The 17,172-nt window shown below is 66.5% G+C and carries 12 protein-coding genes and 1 tRNA gene; 6 read left to right on the top strand and 7 right to left on the bottom strand.

Annotated features, from left to right (window positions below; all coding sequences use genetic code 11):
- The first annotated feature begins 5 nt into the window (after window positions 1-5).
- Window positions 6-1,454, top strand: coding sequence for an oligogalacturonate lyase family protein (locus tag WC597_RS04885; protein WP_372692146.1), 1,449 nt, complete (start codon window positions 6-8; stop codon window positions 1,452-1,454).
- A gap of 208 nt (window positions 1,455-1,662) precedes the next feature.
- A complete protein-coding gene (locus tag WC597_RS04880; RefSeq protein ID WP_372692145.1) occupies window positions 1,663-4,386 on the top strand; it encodes a TonB-dependent receptor in 2,724 nt (907 codons plus the stop codon).
- Between the two features lie 99 nt (window positions 4,387-4,485).
- Here WC597_RS04880 and WC597_RS04875 read toward each other — a convergent pair whose 3' ends face one another.
- The 4 genes from WC597_RS04875 to uxaC all read right to left on the bottom strand — a co-directional run bounded on the left by WC597_RS04875 (window position 4,486) and on the right by uxaC (window position 10,360).
- A complete protein-coding gene (locus WC597_RS04875) occupies window positions 4,486-5,874 on the bottom strand; it encodes a glycoside hydrolase family 28 protein (protein ID WP_372692144.1) in 1,389 nt (462 codons plus the stop codon).
- Between the two features lie 101 nt (window positions 5,875-5,975).
- The gene (locus WC597_RS04870) at window positions 5,976-7,475 is read right to left on the bottom strand and encodes a UxaA family hydrolase (RefSeq protein WP_372692143.1); all 1,500 of its coding nucleotides are present in this window, start codon (window positions 7,473-7,475) and stop codon (window positions 5,976-5,978) included.
- Between the two features lie 3 nt (window positions 7,476-7,478).
- Complete coding sequence (locus WC597_RS04865; protein ID WP_372692142.1) at window positions 7,479-8,948, bottom strand: mannitol dehydrogenase family protein; 1,470 nt, start codon at window positions 8,946-8,948, stop codon at window positions 7,479-7,481.
- Window positions 8,945-10,360, bottom strand: coding sequence for a glucuronate isomerase (uxaC, locus tag WC597_RS04860; RefSeq protein WP_372692141.1), 1,416 nt, complete (start codon window positions 10,358-10,360; stop codon window positions 8,945-8,947). The genes WC597_RS04865 and uxaC overlap by 4 nt, the downstream gene beginning before the upstream one ends.
- Window positions 10,361-10,538: 178 nt before the next feature.
- On the opposite strand from uxaC, the gene WC597_RS04855 reads away from it, so the two are divergent.
- The 3 genes from WC597_RS04855 (at window position 10,539) to WC597_RS04845 (ending at window position 13,600) form a co-directional block, all read left to right on the top strand.
- Window positions 10,539-12,791: a glycoside hydrolase family 88 protein gene (locus WC597_RS04855; RefSeq protein ID WP_372692140.1), complete on the top strand. Its 2,253-nt coding sequence runs from the start codon at window positions 10,539-10,541 to the stop codon at window positions 12,789-12,791.
- Window positions 12,792-12,875: 84 nt separating this feature from the next.
- Window positions 12,876-12,951: transfer RNA gene (locus tag WC597_RS04850), tRNA-Thr, on the top strand.
- A gap of 22 nt (window positions 12,952-12,973) precedes the next feature.
- Entirely contained in the window at window positions 12,974-13,600 is a 627-nt protein-coding gene (locus WC597_RS04845; protein WP_346497511.1) for a TetR/AcrR family transcriptional regulator, read from the top strand.
- On the opposite strand, the gene WC597_RS04840 is transcribed toward WC597_RS04845, so the two are convergent.
- Genes WC597_RS04840 through WC597_RS04830 form a run of 3 tightly spaced genes read right to left on the bottom strand, consistent with a single transcriptional unit; the run spans window position 13,597 to window position 16,517 of the window.
- The gene (locus tag WC597_RS04840; RefSeq protein ID WP_372692139.1) at window positions 13,597-14,349 is read right to left on the bottom strand and encodes an A24 family peptidase; all 753 of its coding nucleotides are present in this window, start codon (window positions 14,347-14,349) and stop codon (window positions 13,597-13,599) included. The genes WC597_RS04845 and WC597_RS04840 overlap by 4 nt on opposite strands.
- Before the next feature lie 33 nt (window positions 14,350-14,382).
- Window positions 14,383-16,251 carry a ferrous iron transporter B gene (locus WC597_RS04835; protein WP_372692284.1) on the bottom strand — a complete coding sequence of 623 codons (1,869 nt, stop codon included), beginning with the start codon at window positions 16,249-16,251 and terminating at the stop codon, window positions 14,383-14,385.
- Complete coding sequence (locus tag WC597_RS04830; protein WP_372692138.1) at window positions 16,251-16,517, bottom strand: ferrous iron transport protein A; 267 nt, start codon at window positions 16,515-16,517, stop codon at window positions 16,251-16,253. The genes WC597_RS04835 and WC597_RS04830 overlap by 1 nt, the downstream gene beginning before the upstream one ends.
- 150 nt (window positions 16,518-16,667) lie before the next feature.
- Between WC597_RS04830 and WC597_RS04825 the strand changes: the two genes are divergently transcribed.
- Complete coding sequence (locus tag WC597_RS04825; protein ID WP_372692137.1) at window positions 16,668-17,171, top strand: cytochrome c family protein; 504 nt, start codon at window positions 16,668-16,670, stop codon at window positions 17,169-17,171.
- The last annotated feature ends 1 nt before the right edge of the window (window position 17,172 follow it).

Below are 17,172 nucleotides of genomic sequence, written 5' to 3'. Positions count from 1 at the left end.
CCCCAATGACGACCTCCAGACGCACCGCCCTGAAGGCCCTGTTCGCGGCCCCCGCCGTCGGCGCCTTGGCCACCACGACCGTTCAGGCCCGGCAGGCCGCAGCCTCGCCTGCGCCGGGCCAGACCCCCGTCTGGCCCGCGCCCAACACCGCCCCGCCCTCGACCCAGGAGACGCCGGTCGAGCGGCCGCGCTGGGATGGCCCCGTGCCGACCGAGTGGGTCGATCCGAAGACCGGCCACCGCATCCGCCGCGTCTCGCCCGATGGCGGCGGCGGAAAGCCTTATTTCTACAAGAACATGTTCCTGCCGCCCAAGGCCGGCGCGCCCGACCTGATGGTCATCTCGACGCCCCAGGGCATCTCGACCGTTGATCTGGCGACCTGGACCGTCAGCGTCCTGGTCCCCGAGCACGACGCCGATCTGATGTTCACCGGCCGCAAGGGTCGCAACGTCTATTATTCGGTGACCGCGCCCGGCGACGGCCAGCTGATGGACCGGGCCAAGACCCTGTTCGTCATCGACGCCGACACCAAACAGCGGCGCGAGATCGGCCGCATTCCGAACGGCCAGATCAACTCGGTCAACGCCGATGAAACCTTGCTGCTGGGCTTCGTCGCCTATGACAGCCAGCCGCTTCAGCCGACCGTGCCCGATCCGCGCAACCGTCGCTTCGACCAGGCCGAATACGAGGCCAACGGGCCGGACGGCAAGCCGCTGAACTTCGCCCGCGCCAAGGGCGTGCGGATGCTTCAGCGCTGGGCCGCCGGGTATCCGATGGAGATCTTCGTCATCGACCTTGCGAAGGGCGAGCGCCGCGTGATCCACAAGACCAACGAGTGGATCGGCCACACCCAGTTCTCGCCCACCGATCCCCAGCAGATCATCTTCTCCCACGAAGGCCCCTGGCACCGCGTGGACCGGATGTGGGCCATCCGCGCCGACGGCACGGGCCTGAGGAAGACCCACCAGCGGACGATGAACTTCGAGATCTTCGGCCACGAATGGTTCAGTCCCGACGGCAAACAGGTCCTCTATGACCTGCAGACCCCGCGCGGCCAGGTCTTCTGGGTCGCCTCGGTCGATCTGGAGACGGGCCGCCGCGTCTATCGCCGGGTCGAGCAGAACGACTGGTCCGTCCACTACAACGTCTCGCCGGACGGAACCCTGTTCGCCGGCGACGGCGGCGATGGCGACATGGTCGCCCATGCGCCAGACGGCAAGTGGATCGTCCTGCTGCGTCCCGAACCGATCGTCGACGCCGATCCGTCCAGCGACAAGGACGACCAGATCTTCGTCGAATATCTGCGCTCGGAACGCCTGGTGGACCTGTCCAACCACGACTACCGGCTGGAGCCGAATCTGACCTTCACGCCGGACGCCAAATGGATCGTCTTCGTGTCCAACATGCATGGCGCCAATCACGTCTATGCCGTCGAAGTCGCGCGTCGCGCCTAGAAACATCGACAATTTGTCGATGCAGCCCAGCTGAATTGTCGAGGTTTTGTCGAGAATTCGACCTCAATTGTATCAGTTCGGATTTGGGCTGGTTGCAAAATGCGGGAAGCTGTCGCAATAAACGGCACGTCGCCAATCCGACTATGCGCGACAGCATACCAAAAAATGACACCGGTGCCAGATGGCCGCCGGGATGGGGAGAGAACGAATGCGACGGACCAACACCCGGACTCTGTGCGCCGTTGGCGTGTCCCTGGCGGCCCTGATGGGCGCGTCGGCGGCTATGGCGCAGACCGCCCCTGCCGTTGAGCCCGTAGCCGAGGAAGCCGCCCAGGACGACGCGACCGTCGTGGACGAAATCGTCGTCACCGGCTTCCGCTCCAGCCTGCAACAGGCCCTGAACATCAAGCGCCAAGAGGCCGGCGCCGTCGACGCCATCTTCGCCGAAGATATCGCCGACTTCCCCGACCAAAACCTGGCCGAGGCCATCCAGCGTCTGCCCGGCGTGACCATCGATCGCGAAAACGGTCAGGGCCGCAAGATCTCGGTCCGCGGCCTCGGCGCCGACTTCACCCGCGTCCGCATCAATGGTCTTGAGGCCCAGGCGGCCTATGGCGGCAACCGTGATCGCGGCTTCGACTTCTCCATGTTCGCATCCGAGCTGTTCAACAGCATCAAGGTCCGCAAGACGCAGTCGGCCGAGATTGAGGAAGGCTCGCTGGGCGCCACCGTCGATCTGCAAACCGGCCGTCCTTTGGACTTCAGCGGCAGCGGCTTCAACTCCGCCCTGTCGGTCCAGGGCTCGTACAACGACCTGTCCGAAAAGACCGTGCCGCGTATCGCCAGCCTGCTGAGCTGGTCAAACGACAGCCGCACCTTCGGCGCGCTGGTCTCGGTCGCCTATTCCGAGCGTGCGCCGATCAGCGAGAGCTTCAACACGACGCGCTGGCAATCGGGCAACGCTTCGATGGCCTATGGCTCCGGCAACAACTTCGCCGGCTGCATCCCCTGCACCACGACAGGGCAGCGCACCGAACTGCTGAACGCCTTCTACCCGCGCATCCCTCGCTATACCTTCGGCACGTTCAACGAGGATCGCCTGGGCGTGACGACGTCGCTGCAGTGGCGCCCCAGCGACCGTACCGAGGTCGTTATGGACCTGCTGTGGTCGCGCTTCAACATTGAGGCCGAGAGCCCCAATATCGAGGCCATCAGCTTCAGCCGCGCCGCCGGCGGCGTGCGCGACACCATCGTGCGTGATTACGCGATCGACGCCGACAAGAACGTCATCTCCTACGGCGTGTTCGACCGCGTCGATATTCGGTCCGAAAACGGCTTCACCCGCGACGAAAGCAACTTCTACCAGGCCTCGCTGAACCTGCGCCACACCTTCACCGATCGCCTGCGCGGCACGGCGAAAATCGGCGCGAACAAGTCCGAGGCCCGCACGCCTCAGTCGTTCGCCTATATGTTCGACGCCAATGACCAGAACGGCTTCACCTACGATTTCCGTGGCGATGATCGTCTGCCCCTGATCAACTATGGCTTCGACGTCACTTCGGGGTCGCGCTTCACCCTGACCGAGCGCCGCAAGAGCACGGGCGGCGCCAACTTCGAGAATGCAGTCTTCGCGGGCAATCTCGAATACGACTACACGCCGGACTTCACGATCAAGGCCGGCGGTGAATATCGCACCTACGGGTTCGACACCTTCGGCATGCAGCAGGCCTCGTCGATCTTGTCGGGCGCCGACCGCGTCGTGGGCGTCGATGCGCTGGGCAAGATCGTCAGCATCGACGGCAAGCTGGACATCCCTAACGGATCGAGCCTGAACTACATCGTTCCCGACATCTGGAAGATCAACGAGTTCCTCAGCGTCTTCGACGACGCGCTGGTGCCGACCTACAACGGCATTCGCGAGGTCGAGGAGACTGACAAGGGTCTGTTCATCCAGGCCGACTTCAACACCCAACTGCTGGGCATGACGGTTCGCGGCAACGCCGGCATCCGCCGCGCGATCACTGAAACCACGTCCAAGGGCTTCCTGAACACCGACTATGTCACGGTGGAAAACGAGTATGCGGACACCCTGCCCTCGTTCAACCTGGCCATCGAGCCGCGCGACGACGTCGTCATCCGTATCGGCGCCGCCAAGGTGATGTCGCGGCCGGCCCTGGGCGACCTGACGCCGGGCGGCACCCTTTCCACCCCGACGCGTCGCGTGTCCTATGGCAACCCTCTGCTGGAGCCATTCCGCGCCACCAACTTCGACGTGGCGGCCGAGTGGTATTTCCAGAGCGAAGGCCTGCTTGCGGCGGCTGTCTTCTACAAGGAGATCGACAGCTTCATCACCACGATCACCGATGTCGTGCCCTGGCGCAGCCTGGGTCTCGACGACAGTCTACTGATCGGTACGCCTGCCTCGCCGGACGAGGACTTCGAGGTCACACGGAGGGTTAACGGCGACGGTGGGTCGCTGCACGGGCTGGAAATCCAGTACCAGCAGCCCTTCACCTTCCTGCCCGGCTTTTGGTCCAACTTCGGCTTCATCGGCAACTACACCTACGTCACCTCCGAGGTGACCTATGGCGACGGCCGCAAGGGACCGCTGACGAACCAGTCGAAGAACGCCTTCAACACCACCCTGTACTACGAGGTCGATGGCTTCCAGGCCCGGGTCTCGGCGGCCTATCGCAGCGGCTATCTCACGGCCTTCCCGGGCGGCAACGGCAACACCGAAGAGGGCGTCAACGACACCGTCAACTTCGACGCCTCCATGTCCTACGAGATCACCGACAGCCTGACCGTCTCGCTTGAAGGCCTGAACCTGTCCGACGAGTTCAACGACCGCTACGTCGATGTGACGGACCGCGTCTCGAACTACCGTCACACCGGCCGAGAAATCGCCGTGGGATTGCGCTGGAAGTACTGATCTTCCCTCCCTGACGCTTCTAGCGCGATAGACTTAAGGCCCGGAGCGAAAAGCTCCGGGCCTTCTTTTTGTTCGGTGCTGAAGGTTTGCGGGCGGGTGTCAGGCCACGCGAGGGCGCAGGCCGGTGACGCCCGTCGAGTCCGTAACCTTGGGCCCCTTGCCGTCCAGGGTGTCGATATTGCAATCGCGGAAGCGCCAGTTTTCGGCGTTGGCGATGGCCCCCGCGTCCTGAACGTCCCAGTCCAGTCGTTCGAAGGTGAAGTCCTTCAGCGGCGCCTCGGGATAGGCAGCGGCCGCAAAGCCGACCTTGCCGCCGACGGCCTTGATGTTCGACAGATGGACATCGTGGATGCGGGGAATGCCCTGTTCGCGCGGGACCGGCATGGCCAGGGCGCGCCAATAGTCGGGGACGTCGGCGATGCCTGCCGGGATCTGGGCATAGCTGTAGTTCGGATACCAGTTCAGATTGACCTGCATCAGCGTCCGCACGTCTTGCAGATGGATGTCGCGCAGGCGGATATTGGAGATCACGCCGCCGCGCGTGTGCCCCGACTTGAAGAAGATGCCCAGCGGCACCGGATATTCGATCCGCAGGCCTGAAACCTCGATGTCGTCGAAACCGCCCGAGGTCTCCGAGCCGAACGTCATGCCGGCCAGGGCGTCGCGAACGATACAGTCGCGGATCTTCACCTGGCGACACGGGCGGGCGACCCGCAGCCCATCCCAGTCGCGGCCGGCCTTGATGCAGATGGCGTCGTCGTTGACCGACAGGTCGCACCGCTCGACCAGCACCCGCTCGGACGAGTCGATGTCTATCCCGTCTGTCGAGGGGCCTCGGCCGCCCAGGTTGTTGCGGATGATCAGGTCGGCGACCTTCACGTCGCGCGAATAGCAGATGTGGACCGTCCAGAAGCCCGAGCGCGCCAGGTTCAGGCCCGAGACCTCGACCCGCTGCGAGTCATAGACATGGATCAGGCGCGGGCGGCGGCAGTCGTAGTCGGCGGCCCAGCGCAGGTCGCGCGGATCATAGTCGCGACGCATGGCCCAATAGCTGTCCCAGAAGACCTTGCCGTCGCCATCGACCAGGCCCTCGCCGGTGATCCTGGCGTTCTGCTGCTGATAGATGTTCAGCAGGCCGGCGGGCCAGTCCATCTCCACGCCGGCGACGCGGGTGCGGACCATCGGATAGGCGTCTAGATTCTGAACCCCTCGCAGGGTCGCGCCTCGGCCGATCGACAGGGTCACGCCCGATTTCACGAACAGAGAGCCCGACAGATAGAGGCCGGGCTTCAGCACCACCACGCCCCCGCCCTGCCCCGCCGCCGCGTCGATGGCGGCCTGGATCGGGCGGGTGTTGATCGTTACACCATCGCCGACCGCGCCATAGTCGGCGGCGTCGAAGGTGCGACCGACCGATTGAGCGAAAGCCGGCGCGGCGGAGGCGAGCGCCCCGGTCAGGCCGAGTTGCAGCAGGGAGCGACGATGCATGGGCGTTTTCCTTCGCCGTCTGCGCGGCGTCTCACATTATGCTTATTCGTCCCACGATAATGGACAAGCCGTGAGACGCAAGCGCGAGCGTGTCGCAGTCGTCAGAGATAGGCTCCCACCTGCCAAGGCACGAACTCGTTGTCCCCGACGCCCAGGGCCTCGGACTTTGACGGTTCGCCCGAGGCGACATCGAGCATCTTCTGGAAGATGACGGCGCCGACCTCGGCCAGGCTGGTCCCGGTCAGGACGGGCGAGGCGTCGATGTCCATGTCCTCGTCCATCCAGTTCGCCAGTTTGGCGTTGGAGGCGACCTTGATCGATGGGGCGGGCTTTGCGCCGAAGACAGAGCCCCGGCCCGTGGTGAAGACGATCAGGTTTGCGCCCGAGGCGATCTGGCCCGTGGCCGAGCACGGGTCATAGCCAGGGCTGTCCATGAAGCTGAGGCCCTTGGCCTGAAGCGGTTCGGCATAGCCGATGACGTCGTTCAACGGCGTCGAACCGGACTTGGCCACCGCGCCCAGCGACTTCTCAAGGATGGTGGTCAGGCCGCCCTTCAGATTGCCGGGCGAGGGATTGTTGTTCAACTCCATCTGATGGCGATCGGCATAGTCGCGCCACCACTCCAGACGCGCGTTCAGCTTGTCCGCCACGTCCTGCGACGCCGCGCGCCGCAGAAGCAGGTGTTCGGCGCCCCATATCTCGGGGGTCTCGGACAGCATGGCCGATCCGCCGTGGGCGACCAGCAGATCCACCGCTGCACCCAGAGCGGGATTGGCGGTAACGCCGGACCAGCCGTCCGAACCGCCGCACTGAAGGCCGACCGTCAGGTGGGATGCGGACACCGGCTCGCGCTGGACGTTGGCGGCCTCGGCGACAAGGTCGCGAACGACCTCGATCCCGGCCTCGATAGCGCGGGCGGTTCCGCCGGCCTCCTGGATGGTCAGGGCGCGCAGATGCGGGCCGGATTGAAGGCCTTCGTTGGCCAACCAGGCGGGGATCTGGTTGGCCTCGCAGCCCAGGCCCACGATCAGGATGGAGTGGAAGTTCGGATGTCGGGCATAGCCCGCCAGGGTCCGTTGCAGCAGGGTCACGTCGCTGCTGAGCGAAGAACCGCCGCAGCCGCCCTGGTGTGTAAAGGCGACGACGCCGTCCACGCCCTGGGGCAGGCTGGAATCCGGGAAGGCGTCGGCGATGCGGCGCGCCACGGTGGCCGAACAGTTCACGCTGGTCAGGACGCCGATGTAGTTGCGGGTGCCGATCCGGCCGTCCGGGCGGACGATGCCATTAAAGGTGGCGCCCGATAGCGGCGCGGGCGGGCGCAGGTCGGCGCCGACCTCGGCCTCACGCCCGTCCTCGGCCATGGCCAGATTGTGGACGTGGACGTGATCCCCGGCGGCGATGGCGGTCCTGGCGCGGCCGATGACCTGGCCATAGCGGCGGACCAGACCGCCCTCCTCCACCGCATGACGGGCGATCTTGTGCCCGGTGGCGATGTCGGCGCGCGATGGCGCGTCCAGGCCGTCCGGCGCATCGCCGGTCGCGATATCATCCAGGGCGATGGCGACGTCGTCGGCGGGGTTCAGAATCAGGACGCGAGACATGGACTACTCCGCGACCAGACGCGCGGCCTCGACCGCGCCGTTCTGGCTGAGCGACAGATAGGCGCCCGTGACCGCGACCGCGAACCGGTCGTCGGCGGCGAGCGCGGGCGGGAAGACGGCGGACAGGCTCAGCAGGGCCGAAACCCGCGCCTGGTCGTAAGCGGCGCCGGCCAGCAATTCGGCGGTCTTGCCCGCCAGCGGATCGTCGACGACGAAGGTCTCGCCGCTCTCGGTCACGCCCGACTGCCATTTCATCCAGGCGGCGACGCCCAGGGCCATGGCCTCGATATCCTGCCCGGCCGCCAGACGTTCGGCGGCCCCGGCCAGCAGGCGCTGGGGCAGTTTCTGCGAACCGTCCATGGCGATCTGGCGGGTTCTGTGCATCAGGGCCGCGTTCGAGAAACGTGCCATCAGCGCCTCGCGATAGGCGGGGATGTCCAGACCTGGCGGCGGGTTCAGCGTGGTCTCGGCCTCGTCCCACAAAGCCTCGACATAGGCGCGGAAGTCGGGGACGGCGACGGCCTCGTGGACATGCTCATGACCCGACAGGGCGCCCAGATAGGCGATGGCCGAGTGAGCGCCGTTCAGCAGGCGCAGCTTGGCGTCCTCCCACGGCTCCACCGCGTCGGTCAGTTGCACACCCAGCGATGCGAAGTCCGGGCGTTCGCCGGCGAACCGGTCCTCGATCACCCATTGGGTAAAGGGTTCGGCCTTGACCATGCCCTGGTCCTCGACGCCGAGACGGGCCGTCAGGCAAGAGATGTCGTCGGGGATGGTCGCCGGGACGATCCGGTCGATCATGGTCTGGGGGAAGGCGCCCTCGGCTTCGATCCATTCGGCCAGCGGCGGATCGATCCGGCGGGCCATGGCGATGACCCCGGCGCGGATCCGTTTGCCGTTGTGCGGAAGATTGTCGCAACTGATGACGGTGAAGGGCTGAAGGCCTGCCGCCTTCCTCGCCCGCAGCGCCGCGACGATGAAACCGGGCGCCGTGCGAGGCGCGGCGATGTCGGCCAGGTCGGCGGCCACATCCGCGTCGTCCAGCAGCAGGTCGCCCGTCGCCGGGTCGAGGCGATAGCCCTTCTCGGTCACCGTCAGGGTGACGATGTGGACATCCGCGTCGGCCATGGCGGCGACCAGGGCGGCGGGGTCTTCCGGCCCGACCAGAACGCCGCGACCGGCGCCGATGATGCGCAGATGCTCGTCCGACCCGTCGCGCACGACCAGGGTGTAGAGGCCGTCCTGCGGGTTCAGCTGATCCCGCACGCCGGGCGACCGCAGCGAGGCGCCCAGCACGCCCCATCGCAGGTCGCCGCTCGCCAGCGCATCGTCGAACACGACCGCCTGGTGGGCGCGGTGGAAGGCGCCGATGCCCAGATGGACCACGCCGGTCTTCACCTGGGCGCGGTCGTAAACGGGAATGGCGACCTCGGCGGGCAGGTCCTTCAGGACCGCATCGGAAAGGCGGGTCACAGCTTGTAGGCCGCCTTGACCAGACCATAGGTCAGGGCGTGGGCCAGTTCGTGGGCCTCATCCTCTTCCATCCGGTGTTCGACCACCAGCTTGGCCAGGAAGCCGCAGTCCATGCGCCGGGCCACGTCGTGACGGGCCGGAATGGAGAGGAAGGCGCGGGTGTCGTCGTTGAAGCCGACGGTGTTGTAGAAGCCGGCCGTCTCGGTGACCTGTTCACGGAACCGACGCATCCCCTCGGGGCTGTCGTGGAACCACCAGCTGGGCCCCAGCTTCAGCGCCGGATAGTGACCGGCCAACGGCGCCAGTTCGCGGCTGTAGCTGGTCTCATCCAGGGTGAAGAGGATCAGCGACAGCCGGGTGTCCGATCCGAACCGGTCCAGCAGGGGTTTTAGCGCCCGGACGTAATCCGTCTGGGTCGGGATGTCGCAACCCTTGTCGCGGCCGAAGCGGTTGAAGACGGTGGCCGAGTGGTTGCGGAACGATCCGGGGTGCAGTTGCATCACCAGACCGTCCTCGACCGACATGGCGGCCATCTCGGTCAGCATCTGGCCGCGGAACAGTTCGGCGTCGGCAGGCGTCGCCGGGGCGGTCGAAACGCGGCGGAACAGGGCCTCCGCCTCACTCTTCGGCAGGTCTGCGGTGAAGGCGGTCGGGTGACCGTGGTCGGTCGAGGTGGCGCCCATCTCGATGAAGACCGCCCGGCGGTCGCGCAGGGCCTGCAGATAGCCGTCCCACGACAGGGTGTCGCGGCCTGTCTGTTCGGCCAGGATCTTCAGATTGTCGCGGAAGCCCTCATAGTCCGGGTCCAGCACCGGGTCGGGGCGATAGGCGGTCAGCACCCGCCCCTTCCAGCCCGAGGCGTTGATTGTCTTGTGGTGCTCCAGCGTGTCGAGCGGGCTCTCGGTCGTAGTCAGAACTTCGATATTGTAGCGGTCGAACAGGGCGCGGGGCCTGAAGGCGTCGGTCTTCAGCGCGGCATCAATGATGTCGTAGTAGTGGTCCGCCGTCTCGGCCGACAAGCGCACGTCGATGCCGAACGCCTCGGCATAGACCCAGTCGTGCCAAAGGCGCGACGGCGTGCCCCGGAACAGGTGATAGTTCTCGGCGAAACGGCGCCAGATCTTGCGCGGGTCGGTCTCGACCGGGCCGCCGTCGGCGCGGGGAACCCCCAGGTCCTCCATCGCCATCCCCTGCGAATGCAGCATGCGAAAGACATAGTGGTCGGGCGTGATCAGCAGTTCGGCCGGATTGGCGAAGGGTTCGTTCAGCGCGAACCAGCTGGGATCCGTATGGCCGTGCGGGCTGATGATCGGCAGGCCCTTGATCTCGGCATACAGACGACGCGCGACCGTGCGGGTATCGGCGTCGGCGGGAAAAAGGCGGTCGGGATTGAGCTTGAGCGGGTGAGCCATGACGTCCTTCACTGGTCCTCAATACGGAGACGTTGGATCGTCTCGCGAGTCTGATCCCACCAGATACTATGTCGCGGAGAAAAAGACACCGGTTACCTTGGCGTGCCATTTTGTCCACCTTATGGTACTCGACGGCAAATAATGAAAAGCGCAAGTCTCGGCGCTTCGGAGGACACAGATGGCGTATCGTTCGTTCCGCATGGCCGCAGGCCTGACCGCCGCTCTGATGGCGACCACCCTGCTGACCGGCCCGGTCGCGGCCCAGACGGGCCGTAGCGCGCCCCTGCCCCCCGGCGTCGAAACCGCCTGGCTGGAGCCGACCCCGAGGCCCGCGCTGAATGTCGATCCGACCGTCCTGCCTTCGCGCGCCGAGGCCTTGGCCGCCGCCGAATATGTCACGGCGTCCCAGATCGCGGCCATGGCGCGCGAGCCCCTGGCCCTGTCCACCGGCAGCAATCTGACGCAGATGTCGTCCAACTGGGTGGCCGCGACCTTCTATGTCGGGGCGGCGCGGCTGGCGCGGGTGTCGGACGATCCGGAAACCCTGCGTTTCCTGACCGCCGTGGCCGAACACTATAATTACAGCGTGCGCGGCGCCCGGTCGGGGCCGACCATGCTGAACGCCGACGATATCGCCATCGGCGACCTGTATGAAGAACTCTACGCCCGGCGTCGCCAGGAAGGCCTGCTGATGCCGTTGCGCCAGCGGCTGGATTGGCAGGTTCCGCACCTGAACCGCTCGGTCGAGACCCCGGCCCTGGTCTGGTGGTGGGCCGACGCCCTGTTCATGGCCCCGCCGGTGCTGGCGCGGATGTCGGCCCTGACCGGCGATCCGAAATACCTGACGGCGGCGGACAGAGAGTGGCGGCGTACGGCCGAACATCTGTGGGTTCCCGAGCAGCGGCTGTTCCTGCGCGACGAACGGTTCAAGGACCGCACCGAGGCGAACGGCGCACCCATCTACTGGTCGCGCGCCAACGCCTGGACCATGGCGGGCTTGGCGCGCTGGCTGGAGAGCCTGCCCGCCGACCATGCGAACCGGGCCTATTACGTCGATCTGTTCCAGAAGCTGTCGAGCCGCATCCTGGAACTGCAGCAGGACGCCGGCCTGTGGCGCGCCAGCCTGTTGGCGCCCGAGGTCTATCCCGAGGCGGAGACCTCGGGGTCCGGCTTCTATGTCTATGGCCTGGCCTGGGGCATCAACCACGGCCTGCTGGATCGCGAGACCTACTTGCCGGCGGTGACCAAGGGCTGGGCGGCGCTGAACCGCCATGTCCTGCCCAGCGGCCTGATCGGCGCGGCGCAGAAGACCGGCGACATGCCGGTGCACACCCGGCCGGAAGAGACCGGCCTCTACGCCACCGGCGCCTATGTGCTGGCGGGGCTGGAGATCGCGGACCTGAACGGCCCGGTCCAGTCCCTGCCCCGGGCCGAGCCTGAGCGCGACACGCCCGAGGTCATCGCCGCCACGACGCCGACGCCCCCCGCCCCCGTCACCGTCGTCGGCGAGGAGGAACTGCGTCGCCGCGCCGAGGAGATGCGCGCCACCGCCGCCCTGTCCTATGACCCCGCCGGGCTGAACCGGCCCTCGACCATCGAGCGACTGACGCCGCCAACCGCCGGAGAACAGCGCCCACGCGCCGTCGCCCGTTTCGCGCCGGATCGGTTCGACGACCTGCTGTGGGAAAACGATCGCGTCGCCCACCGCATCTATGGCCCGGCGCTGGAAGGCCGCGAGCCGCCATCGGGATCGGGCATCGACGTCTGGGCCAAACGGGTCCGCTATCCCTTCATGGACCGCCAGCTGAAGTTCCCCAACTATCACACCGACCGGGGCGAGGGTCTGGACTACTACGACGTCGGGCGCGGTCGCGGCGCCGGCGGTCTGGGCCTCTGGCAGGACAACAAGCTGTGGACCAGCCGCAACTTCAAGACCTATCGCATTGAAGAGACGGGCGGCGACGAGGCGCGCTTCAGCGTCGACTACGCCCCCTGGCCCGTCGATGTGAACCGGCGGGTTTGGGAGACGCGCGACTTCTCCCTGCCGATGGGGTCGAACTTCACTCGCATGACATCGACGCTGAACTCGGACAGCGCCGAGCCCCTGATCGTCGGTATCGGCATCACCCGGCGCGCCAATGACAACGGCTCCGGCTTCGTCACCCGCGACGCCGCCAATGGTCGGCTGACCTTCTGGGAACCGGAAAACCCCGAGCACGGCAGCATCGGTATCGCCATCCTGGTCGATCCGGCCATGGTCGAGGGCTTCGCTCAGGACGCGGACAACTATCTGATCCTGCTGCGCGTCACGCCGGGCCAGCCCTTCACCTATTACATGGGATCGGCGTGGGACGGCGGTCTGGACTTCAAGACCCGCGAGGCCTGGGAAAGCTTCGTCGCCAGTTACACCCCGTCCGTTGGGTGGCGTTAACGGGCGATTTGTCCGTAAGGGGCGCAAGGCCGTCTTGCGTCCCGGCGCGAGGCTGGACATAAGGGCCGCACACCGCACACGCGGGCCGGCTTAGCTCAGTTGGTAGAGCGCCAGTTTTGTAAACTGGATGTCGCGGGTTCGATTCCTGCAGCCGGCACCATCTCTATGCGACCATCGGGGACATGGCCGACACAACCAACAAGCTGGGCCACAAGATCGGTGCGCGCGGTGGGAGAACCCGCCAGGCGATCCTCGACGCGACCCAGCGCCTGTTGAACGAGCGGCATTACGGCGAGATCCGCGTCGCCGACCTCGCCTCGGCCGCCGGCGTGTCCCCTTCGAATTTCTACACCTATTTCAAGACGGTCGAAGAGCCTGTTCTGGCGTTGTGCGAGGTCGCAGCGACCGATTTTCAGGGTCTGGCGGCGCATTTCCAGGCGGACTGGCCGGGCGACAAGGCCTTCGCCATCGCGCGCGCCTTCATCCTGGACGTGATGGCGATCTGGCGAAGCCACGGCCAGGTGCTGCGGGTCGAGCACATGCTGGCGGACAATGGCGACGTGGCCTTCGTCGAGAGCCGGGTGCGTCGTCTGCGCCGTCTTCACCTCGCCATCGAACGCCGCGTGGCCCAGGCCCACGCCAGCGGCCTGCATCCCAAGGACTACAATCCGCGCCTGGCCTCGTACCAGATCGCCTCGATTGCGGAATCGACGGCGGCCAGTTTCGACCTGCTGCGCCGCGCCGACACGCCCGAAGCCATTCTGGACACGGCCGCCATCATCATCGTCAAGCTGACGACGGGGCGTTAGAGCCCCAGCGGTCCGTAGAGCCAGGTCAACCAGATCCCCACAGCCAGGAAGACGCCGAACGGCAGCTTTTCCGTCGGGCTGACCGTCCGGCGCACCACCAGCATGCCGAACACCAGGCTGAGCCCCACGGCGCAGGCCCACAGCAGTACACTGGGCAGGCCCAGCCATCCCACCCAGGCCCCTGCCCCGGCGAACAGGAAGGGGTCGCCCCCGCCCAGGCCTTCACGCTTGCGAACGATCTTGTAAATCCAACCGACTAGCCACAGCCCACCGAACCCGACAGCCGCTCCGACCAAGTGTGACAAGGCTAGGTCCCAATCGATTATCGCCGCTGCCGCTAGCCCCGTGGCGACCAGAGGCCAGGTTAGGACGTCGGGCAGCCAGAAGTTCTCGCCGTCGATGATGGCGATCAGCAGCAGTTGCCAACCCAGGACGGCGGTCACCGCGACCATCAGCCAGGACGCCCCGCTGACGCCTGCCCAGACGCCCACTACGGCCCCGCCCAGCTCGATCAGAGGATAGCGTTGGGAAATGCGGGTCTGGCACCGCGCGCAACGGCCGCGCAGGGCCAGCCAGCTGAACAGCGGAACCAGCTCCCATGCGCGCAAAGGCTGATCGCAGCCCCGGCATCGCGAGCGGGCGACGACGATGTCCTCGTCACGCGGCAGGCGCACGCTGACGGCGGCGATGAAACTGCCGAAAATCAGGCCCAGCCCGCCCATGACGGCGGCGGCGATCACAGGGTGCATCGAGACGTCCAGAAGGCGGCGAACGCCTGTGGCTTAGCCGCCTCCGAGCGCCACCGCCACATGATAGGTCACCAACGACGCCAGATAGGCCAGACCGAACATGTAGCCGATCATGATCCAGGTCCATTTCAGCGAGTTGGTCTCGCGCCGCACCACGCCCAGGGTGGCCACGCACTGGGGCGCGAAGATATACCAGGCCAGGAAGGACAACGCCGTCGCCAGCGACCAGTGCGAGGCCAGGGTCGTGGCCAGAAGCCCGGTCGCATTCTCCGCATCCGCGATGGCGTAGGTGGTGCCCAGAGCCGCCACCGCGACCTCGCGCGCCGCCATGCCGGGGATCAGGGCGATGACCATCTGCCAGTTGAAGCCGATGGGGGCGAAGATCGGCTCAAGCGCGCGACCCAGCATGCCTGCGAACGAATAGTCGATGGCCGGCAGGGTCGCGTTCTCGGGCGGATAGGGGAAGGTCGCCAGCACCCACAGGATGATCACGGCCGGCAGGATGATTCGGCCTGCGCGGTTCAGGAAGATCTTGGCCCGGAGCCACAGGTTGAAGCCGACGCTGCGCAGGTCCGGCGTCTTGTAGGTCGGCAGTTCCATCATGAAGGGCTCGACCGCGCCGCGCCAGAACACCTTGCGGATCACGAGGGACACGAGAAGCGCGCTGACGATGCCGGCGGCGTAGAGGCCGAACATCACCAGCCCCTGCAGATTGGCGAAGCCCCAGACCGTCTCGTTTGGAATGAAGGCGGCGATGATCAGCGTATAGACCGGTATCCGCGCCGAGCAGGTCATCAGCGGCGCGACCAGAATGGTGGTCAGGCGGTCACGCTTGGAATCGATGACCCGCGCCGCCATCACGCCGGGAATGGCGCAGGCGAAGCTAGACAAAAGCGGAATGAAAGCGCGGCCATGCAGTCCGGCCCCGCCCATGATCTTGTCCATCAGGAAGGCCGCGCGGGCCATATAGCCGAAGTCTTCCAGGGCGATGATGAACAGGAACAGGATCAGAATCTGCGGCAGGAACACCAGCACGCTGCCGACGCCGGAAATGATCCCGTCCACGATCAGGCTCTGCAACAGGCCATCGGGCAGGACCGTCGCGACCAGACCGCCTAGCCAGCCGATGCCGGCCTCAATGCCGTCCATCAGAGGCGCGGCCCAGCTGAACACGGCCTGGAACATCACGAATAGCAGGGCCATCAGGATCAGCAGGCCGCCGACGGGATGCAGCAGGACGGCGTCGATCTTGCCGGTCAGGGTGTCGGGCCGCTCGGGCGGGCGGACGCATGCCTTCATGATCCGCTCGGCCTCGCGCGCGGCGGTGCGCAGTTCGGCGGCGTCGGGGCTGCGCCACTGACTTTCGGCTGCGGCGGCGACGGCGGCCCGGTCCTCGATGGCGACGATCAGATCGTCGATCCCGCGCTTGCGCGTGGCGACCGTTGTGATGATCGGCACGCCCAGTTCGGCGCCCAGCGTCTCCAGATCGATCCGCAGGCCCTGGCGTTGGGCGATGTCGTACATGTTCAGCGCCAGAACCATCGGCCGGCCGACGGCCTTCAGCTCCAGGATCAGGCGCAGGACCAGACGCAGGTTGGTGGCGTCGGCGACGCAGACCACCACGTCGGGCGGCGCCTCTCCGGCCAGACGCCCCAGGACGGCGTCGCGCGTGACCTCCTCGTCCGGGCTGCGGGCGCGTAGAGAATAGGTCCCCGGCAGGTCCAGCACCGACATGGTCCGGCCCGAGGCGGCGCGGATCAGGCCTTCCTTGCGCTCCACCGTGACGCCGGCGTAGTTGGCGACCTTCTGGTGCGCGCCGGTCAGGGCGTTGAACAGGGCCGTCTTGCCGCTGTTGGGATTGCCGACAAGCGCGACGCGGGCGGTCTTCAGGGCGATGTCCATCATACCGTATCCAGCTTGATCGTCAGGCTCTCGGCCTCATGCCGCCGCAGGGCCACGCGCATGTCGTCCACCTTCATGGCGATGGGGTCCTGGCCGAACAGGCCTTCGTGCAGCAGTTCGATCTGCGCGCCCTCGACGAAGCCCAGTTCGAGCAGGCGGCGTTCTAGCTCCACGGCCTCACTTTGGTGATGACAATGGGCGCCCACCTGGACGATGACGCCGCGATCGCCGCGTCGGGCCTGGCTCAGCTTGATGGTGTCTGTCAATTCTACGCTCGCACGGGCGAGGCCGCTCCCCGGCGGCTTCGCGTTTCTTTGACAGTGATTATCAGGTGCGAGCCCCCCGCGTCCAGCAGGACAGGTTGACCAATTGCCGCGCCGACGCATTGCGCTATCACAGGCCGAACAGGAGCCGTCATGACCCGTTTCGCCCTCGCCGCCCCGCTGCTTCTCGCACCCATCCTCGCTTTGGCCGCCTGCGGCCAGGGCGAGCCGTCCTCGACGGCCCCAGCCCCGCCCGTTCACGTCCTGACGGAGACAGAAAAGGCGACCCTGCTGGCCTCCCTGCCCGCCCCCTACAATGCAGGTGATCTGGAGAACGGCCGCCGCGCCTTCGCGCGCTGCCGCTCGTGTCACACCATCGGCGAGGGCGGCGCGGACATGACAGGGCCGAACCTGCATGGCGTGTTTGGGCGCGAGGCCGGTGCGCGGCCGCGCTACAGCTATTCCAACGCCCTGCGGAACGCGAACTTCGTCTGGGACGCGGAGAAGCTGGACCACTGGCTGCAAAACCCGCGCGGCTTCCTGCCGGGCAACAAGATGACCTTCCCCGGCCTGCCCGACGCCACGGACCGCCGCGACGTCATCGCCTTCCTGAAGGTGGAGACGGGCTACAAGCCGGAGCCCGCGCCCGCCTCCTGAT

The sequence above is a fragment of the Brevundimonas sp. genome (assembly GCF_041648115.1).
Classification (GTDB): Bacteria; Pseudomonadota; Alphaproteobacteria; order Caulobacterales; family Caulobacteraceae; genus Brevundimonas.
Note: the sequence above shows the minus strand (reverse complement) of the source record. Positions and strands in the feature narration are given on the sequence as shown.

What these genes read in the sequence shown, in the direction of transcription:
- WC597_RS04845 (WP_346497511.1), top strand. Translation starts at nt 12,974, where the DNA reads ATGGCCGACACAACCAACAAGCTGGGCCACAAGATCGGTGCGCGCGGT.
- WC597_RS04870 (WP_372692143.1), bottom strand. Translation starts at nt 7,475, where the DNA reads ATGTCTCGCGTCCTGATTCTGAACCCCGCCGACGACGTCGCCATCGCC.
- WC597_RS04855 (WP_372692140.1), top strand. Translation starts at nt 10,539, where the DNA reads ATGGCGTATCGTTCGTTCCGCATGGCCGCAGGCCTGACCGCCGCTCTG.
- WC597_RS04840 (WP_372692139.1), bottom strand. Translation starts at nt 14,349, where the DNA reads ATGCACCCTGTGATCGCCGCCGCCGTCATGGGCGGGCTGGGCCTGATT.
- uxaC (WP_372692141.1), bottom strand. Translation starts at nt 10,360, where the DNA reads ATGGCTCACCCGCTCAAGCTCAATCCCGACCGCCTTTTTCCCGCCGAC.
- WC597_RS04835 (WP_372692284.1), bottom strand. Translation starts at nt 16,251, where the DNA reads ATGGACATCGCCCTGAAGACCGCCCGCGTCGCGCTTGTCGGCAATCCC.
- WC597_RS04880 (WP_372692145.1), top strand. Translation starts at nt 1,663, where the DNA reads ATGCGACGGACCAACACCCGGACTCTGTGCGCCGTTGGCGTGTCCCTG.
- WC597_RS04825 (WP_372692137.1), top strand. Translation starts at nt 16,668, where the DNA reads ATGACCCGTTTCGCCCTCGCCGCCCCGCTGCTTCTCGCACCCATCCTC.
- WC597_RS04875 (WP_372692144.1), bottom strand. Translation starts at nt 5,874, where the DNA reads ATGCATCGTCGCTCCCTGCTGCAACTCGGCCTGACCGGGGCGCTCGCC.
- WC597_RS04885 (WP_372692146.1), top strand. Translation starts at nt 6, where the DNA reads ATGACGACCTCCAGACGCACCGCCCTGAAGGCCCTGTTCGCGGCCCCC.